Source organism: Sphingomonas bacterium (assembly GCF_903643035.1).
Classification (GTDB): Bacteria; Pseudomonadota; Alphaproteobacteria; order Sphingomonadales; family Sphingomonadaceae; genus Sphingomonas.
Genome location: NZ_CAHJWW010000191.1, coordinates 1 through 5,292 on the forward strand (window position 1 = coordinate 1; position 5,292 = coordinate 5,292).

Consider the following 5,292-nt stretch of genomic DNA (forward strand, 5'->3'; position numbering starts at 1 on the left):
CGCGACCAGCGCCGCCCCGGCCAGGAGGACGGCGCGCGCGCCGGCTCGCGTCGCGGCCCCTCGCGTCCTGCCCGTCATCGAGCGGTCAGCAGGCGGTCGAGCCCGGTCTCGCCGGTGCCGGTCTTCTGGAGGTGCGGGTAGCGCAGGCCGTCGTGATACTCGATCGAGACGGTGTGGAAGAGGTCGCCGTTCTTCACCGTCAGCACGATCGGGGCCTTCGTGCCCTTCGCCGCCGTCACCGCCGCCTTCAGCCGGTCGTCGCTGTACGCCATGTCGCCGACCTGCGTCAGCTGCGTGCCCACCGTCATCCCCGCCTTGAACGCCGGGCCGTCCCACAGCACCTGCGTCAGGTTGCCGTCCTTGTCGGCGACCAGCCCCAGCGAATAGCTGTAGTTCGCGCCGCCGCGCGGACCGCCGGCGCGTTGCGCCTGCCTGTCGACGCGGGTCGGCTGGTCGGTATAGACCAGCGTGTAGCCGTTGCGCGCGAAGCCCTCGATCGGGGCGCCGGACGCATGTTCGGTCAGCCGGCGGGTCAGATACGCCTTCCAGTCGAACGGCACGACCCCGTTCAGCGTCGCCACGACATCGTCCAGCGTATAGGTCAGCTCGCCATAGTCGCCGTCGCGCATGCCGAAGAACGCCTTGGCGAAGTCGTCGATCGACCTGGTGCCGCCGGACTTCTCGCGCAGCATCGAATCGACGTCCATCCAGACGAGCAGCCCCTCGTTGTAATAGTCCTCGCTGCGCTGCCAGCTCGTCCAGCCCTTGGGCCGGCGCTGCGAGATGACCGGGTCGTTGGTGGTGTCGACCAGGTCGCGCCAGCGGCGCGCGGGCGCGGTGTCGTACCCGGCCATGATGCCGGCATATTGGTCGAGCGTGTCCTGCTTGGAGACGAGCCCGGAGCGCGCCTGGAGCACATAGCCCCAGAACTGCGTCTGTCCCTCGTACACCCACAACAGCGAATCGCGCATCGGCACGTCGAAATTGGCCGTCCACAGGTCCGCGCCGCGGCGGTACTTGCCGTCCCAGCTATGGGTATACTCGTGCGGCAGCAGGTTGCGCGCACTCGTGTTCATGTCCCATTCGGTGAAGTAGCCGGGGCGCGAGCCGTCCTCGCTGCTGCGGTGATGCTCCAGCCCGATGCCGCTGAGCTGATCCGACAGCGAGAACAGGAAGTGGTAGTTGTCGTAATGCTGCGCGCCGAACAGCGCGACCGCCTGGGCGACCAGCCGCTTGTGCGCGTTGACCTGTTCGGGCGTGGCGGCGAGCATCTCGGGCCGGTCGGCGAAGGTGTCGAGCGTCACCTGCGGCGACAGGGCGAACGGCTTGTAGTAGCGGCCCGCGAGCACGGGCGAGTCGACCAGTATCTCGTAGCTGGTCGTCTGGTACCTGTAGGTCGAGCCGCTGTGGGTCGAGGGTAGGCCGGAAGCGGCGGAGAAGCCGTCCGGATACTTCACCGTCGCCGACACCGGGATGTCGCGGGTGAAATAGCCGGCCGGGTACAGGCTCATCGAGTTCCACTGGAGCCGCAGCATGTCGGGCGACACGACGATCGGGCCTTGCGCCGCCGCGGTCGCCGCGAGGAACTGGAGCGATACGTCGAGCCGCTTCGTGCCGGCGGGCACGTCGACATGGAAGGCGAACATGTCGACCGGATCGCGCGTCCAGGGCAGCAGCCGGCCACCGGCGCGGATGTAGAGCGAGGCGAGCTTGTCGATCTGCCCCGACGGGCTGTGGTTCCCCGGCAGCCATTTGGGGAACAGCAGGATCGTGTCCCCGCCCGTCGCGACGGGGATCGTCTCGCGCGTGGTGAAGATCGAGTGGCGGGTATCGGTCGCATCGATGTCGAGCGTGATCGTGCCGGGATAGGGCCTGTCCTGCGGATCGGGGATCGCCGGGGCGGCCGGCGCGGGCTGCGGCTTCGAGTTGGTCGCAGGCACGATCTGCGCCGGCGCGCCCCGGGCGACCAGCCCGGACGTGGCGAGGAGCGAGGCGACGAGCAGCGTGCGGACCATACGGGGAAACCTTTGGACGAAGACGGCGGTGGACGGGAAACGGTGGCCGCGGCTTAATCGCGCGAAACGCCGGCCGTCCAGTCGTTTCGCGGACGTGCCGCCTAGCTGCCCCCTTAGCTCCCGCCGCCGCCCAGCACGTTGATCGTGAACGCCAGCACGCCCAGGTTGAAGACAAACGCCGCCAGGCACTGCCCGGTCGCGACCCGGCGCATCGTGCCGGTGGTCATCTCGACGTCCGACGTCTGGAACGTCATGCCGAGCGTGAAGCTGAAATAGACGAAGTCCCAGTAGTCGGGTTCGGGCGTCTTGGGGAAGTCCAGGCCCCCGTTGTCGTCGCCGTCGCGGTTCTCGTCGCCATAGAAGATGTGCGCGTAATGGAGCGCATAGACGGTGTTGGTGAACAGCCATGCCAGCACCAGCGTCAGGACGACCAGCGCCACGCCGCCGTGTCCGATATGGCCGCCCAGCTCGTGCGCGACCGATGCCAGGATCACCAGCATCGTCAGGAAGGTCAGGCCGAGCAGGACGGTGCGGTTGGCGTCGTTGGTCTTGGCGTGCACCCGCATCTCGTCGCGGTCGTCGTGGCGCAGCAGCGGCAGTTCCAGGAGGAGGAAGATCGCGGAGGCGAGATCGAACGCCAGCATCGTCGCCCGCCCGAGGCCGAACGGCCCGGGCAGCACCGCCGCGCCGATGGCGAACACGGCGAAGAAGACGATGAAGCGCGGCGGTGCGATCCGGCGACCGAGCTTGAGCGGGGAAAGGGGTTCGAGCGGGGACATGGCCATGCGCGCGACGCTAGCGTCTTGGCGGCCGCTCGCCTATCTCCCGCGTCCATCATGGCAGGCAATTCACTCAGTTCCCCTCCGCGACGCGTCCGCGGCACCCGGGATATCTTCGGCGACGAGCAGCGGCGCTTCGCCCATGTGCTGTCGACGTTCGAGCGGGTGCGGGGGCTCTACTGTTTCAGCCGCGTCGACGTGCCGGTGTTCGAGGCGACGGAGGTGTTCGCCCGCTCGATCGGCGAGACGACCGACGTGGTGTCCAAGGAGATGTACACGTTTCCCGACCGCGGCGGCGACAGCCTGACGCTGCGCCCCGAGTTCACCGCCGGCATCGCGCGGGCGTATCTGTCGGAAGGGTGGCAGCAGTACGCGCCGATGAAGCTCGCGACGTCCGGCCCGGTGTTCCGCTACGAGCGCCCGCAGAAGGGCCGGTTCCGCCAGTTCCACCAGATCGACGCGGAGGTGATCGGCGCGGCCGAGCCCGCCGCCGACGTCGAACTGCTGGTGATGGCCGACCAGCTGCTGCGCGAGCTGGGGATCGGGGACGAAGTGATCTTGCAGCTCAACACGCTGGGCGACGCGGAGACGCGCGACGCCTGGCGGGCCGGGCTGGTGGCGCATTTCGAGGCGCGGCGGGGGGAGTTGTCCGACGAGAGCCTTGCCCGGCTGGCGAAAAACCCGCTGCGCATCCTCGACAGCAAGGACCCGCGCGACCGGCCGGCGGCGGACTCGGCGCCCGACATCGATGCGTATCTGACGCCGGCGGCGCGCGGCTTCTTCGACGCGGTGACGGCGGGACTGGACGCGGCGGGGGTCAAGTGGACACGCGCGCCCCGGCTGGTGCGCGGCCTCGATTACTACCGCCACACCGCGTTCGAGTTCGTCACCGACCGGCTAGGCGCGCAGGGCACGGTGCTGGCGGGCGGGCGCTACGACGGGCTGATCGGCAGCCTGGGCGGGCCGGAGACGCCGGGGGTCGGTTGGGCCGCGGGGGTGGAGCGGCTGGCGATGCTGGTCGATGAGCCCATAGACGAGGCCCCTGAATTCATCGTCAGTTCGTCCGAGCTTTATGACATTTTGCAAGTCTCTGACAGTATCCGGGAGGCGAACGTCGTCAGCTTTGTGGGCCACCTTCGTCGCGCGGGCCTTCCTACGGACATCGACCGCAGCGGCAAAAGGGAACGGCGAATTGATCGCGCCCGTCGCCGGGGTGCCAAAGCTGTACTATTTCTAGCGCCGCCCGACGGGCAATCGTTCTCGTTTCACGTCGTGCCGTTATGGCCTGCGCCTTACGATGCAGGCGCTGCTCTTGAGGCGGCGTTTCCCTACTCGCTTCGACGTGTGGCGGAGAAGGCTAACAACTTTGAGTTGCTGGGCGGATGACCACCATCTCCCCCGAGCGCATCCGGCAGATCGAGTCCCGCCTGCACGAGCTCTCCGCGCTCATGGCCACCGGCGAGCTGCCGTCCGACCGGTTCGTCGCCGTCTCCAAGGAATATGCCGAACTGGAGCCGGTCGCCGCCGCCGCCGCCGAGGTGCGCCGGCTGCGGCAGGAGGCGGACAGCCTCGCCTATATGACGCAGGACGCCGACCCGGACCTACGCGCGATGGCGGCGGACGAGTTGCGCGACAACGAGGCCGCGCTAACCGAGGCGGACCGCCGGCTCGCGCTCGCGTTGCTGCCGCGCGACGCGGCGGACGAGCGCGCGGCGATGCTGGAGATCCGCGCGGGCACCGGCGGCGACGAGGCGGCGCTGTTCGCAGGCGACCTGCTGCGCATGTACCAGCGATACGCCGAGGAACAGGGCTGGCGCGTCGAGCTTATCTCTCACTCCGCGTCGGAGGCGGGCGGGGTGAAGGAAGCGGTGGCATCCGTCGAGGGCCGCGGCGTCTTCGCCAGGCTGAAGTTCGAGAGCGGCGTCCACCGCGTACAGCGCGTGCCCGCGACCGAATCGCAGGGCCGCATCCACACCAGCGCCGCGACCGTCGCCGTCCTGCCCGAGGCGGAGGAGGTCGACGTCCAGATCGACGAGGCGCGCGACCTGCGCATCGACGTCTACCGCTCGTCCGGCCCGGGCGGCCAGTCGGTCAACACGACCGATTCGGCGGTGCGGATCACGCATCTGCCCACCGGCCTCGTCGTGATCCAGCAGGACGAGAAGTCGCAGCACAAGAACAAGGCCAAGGCGCTTAAGGTGCTGCGCACCCGGCTGTACGAGGCGGAGCGCGAGCGGCTGCACGCCGAGCGCGCGGGTACGCGCAAGTCGCAGATCGGCTCGGGCGACCGGTCCGAGCGCATCCGCACCTACAACTTTCCGCAGGGGCGCGTGACCGACCACCGCATCAACCTGACGCTCCACCGGCTGCCCGAGATACTGCAGGGCGAGATGGACGAGCTGATCGGCGCGCTGGTGGCGCAGGACGAGGCGGAGCGGCTGGCGAGCCTGGATGGCTGACCCTCTTCCTCCCCTCCCGCTCGCGGGAGGGGCTGGGGG

At 69.0% G+C, this 5,292-nt stretch carries 4 protein-coding genes; 2 read left to right on the forward strand and 2 right to left on the reverse strand.

Features of this window, described 5'->3' with window-relative positions; all coding sequences use genetic code 11:
• Positions 1 to 74: 74 nt before the first annotated feature.
• Together HUV01_RS11570 and HUV01_RS11575 are read right to left on the reverse strand one after the other, a co-directional pair.
• On the reverse strand, positions 75 to 2,015 hold the full coding sequence (locus HUV01_RS11570; RefSeq protein WP_174298397.1) for a M61 family metallopeptidase: 1,941 nt from the start codon (positions 2,013 to 2,015) through the stop codon (positions 75 to 77).
• A gap of 113 nt (positions 2,016 to 2,128) precedes the next feature.
• Entirely contained in the window at positions 2,129 to 2,794 is a 666-nt protein-coding gene (locus HUV01_RS11575) for a DUF1345 domain-containing protein (RefSeq protein WP_368040026.1), read from the reverse strand.
• A 57-nt stretch (positions 2,795 to 2,851) separates the two neighbouring features.
• Between HUV01_RS11575 and hisS the strand changes: the two genes are divergently transcribed.
• Together hisS and prfA are read left to right on the forward strand one after the other, a co-directional pair.
• Entirely contained in the window at positions 2,852 to 4,180 is a 1,329-nt protein-coding gene (hisS, locus tag HUV01_RS11580; protein WP_174298399.1) for a histidine--tRNA ligase, read from the forward strand.
• Positions 4,177 to 5,253, forward strand: coding sequence for a peptide chain release factor 1 (gene prfA, locus HUV01_RS11585; RefSeq protein ID WP_174298400.1), 1,077 nt, complete (start codon positions 4,177 to 4,179; stop codon positions 5,251 to 5,253). The genes hisS and prfA overlap by 4 nt, the downstream gene beginning before the upstream one ends.
• Positions 5,254 to 5,292: the final 39 nt, after the last annotated feature.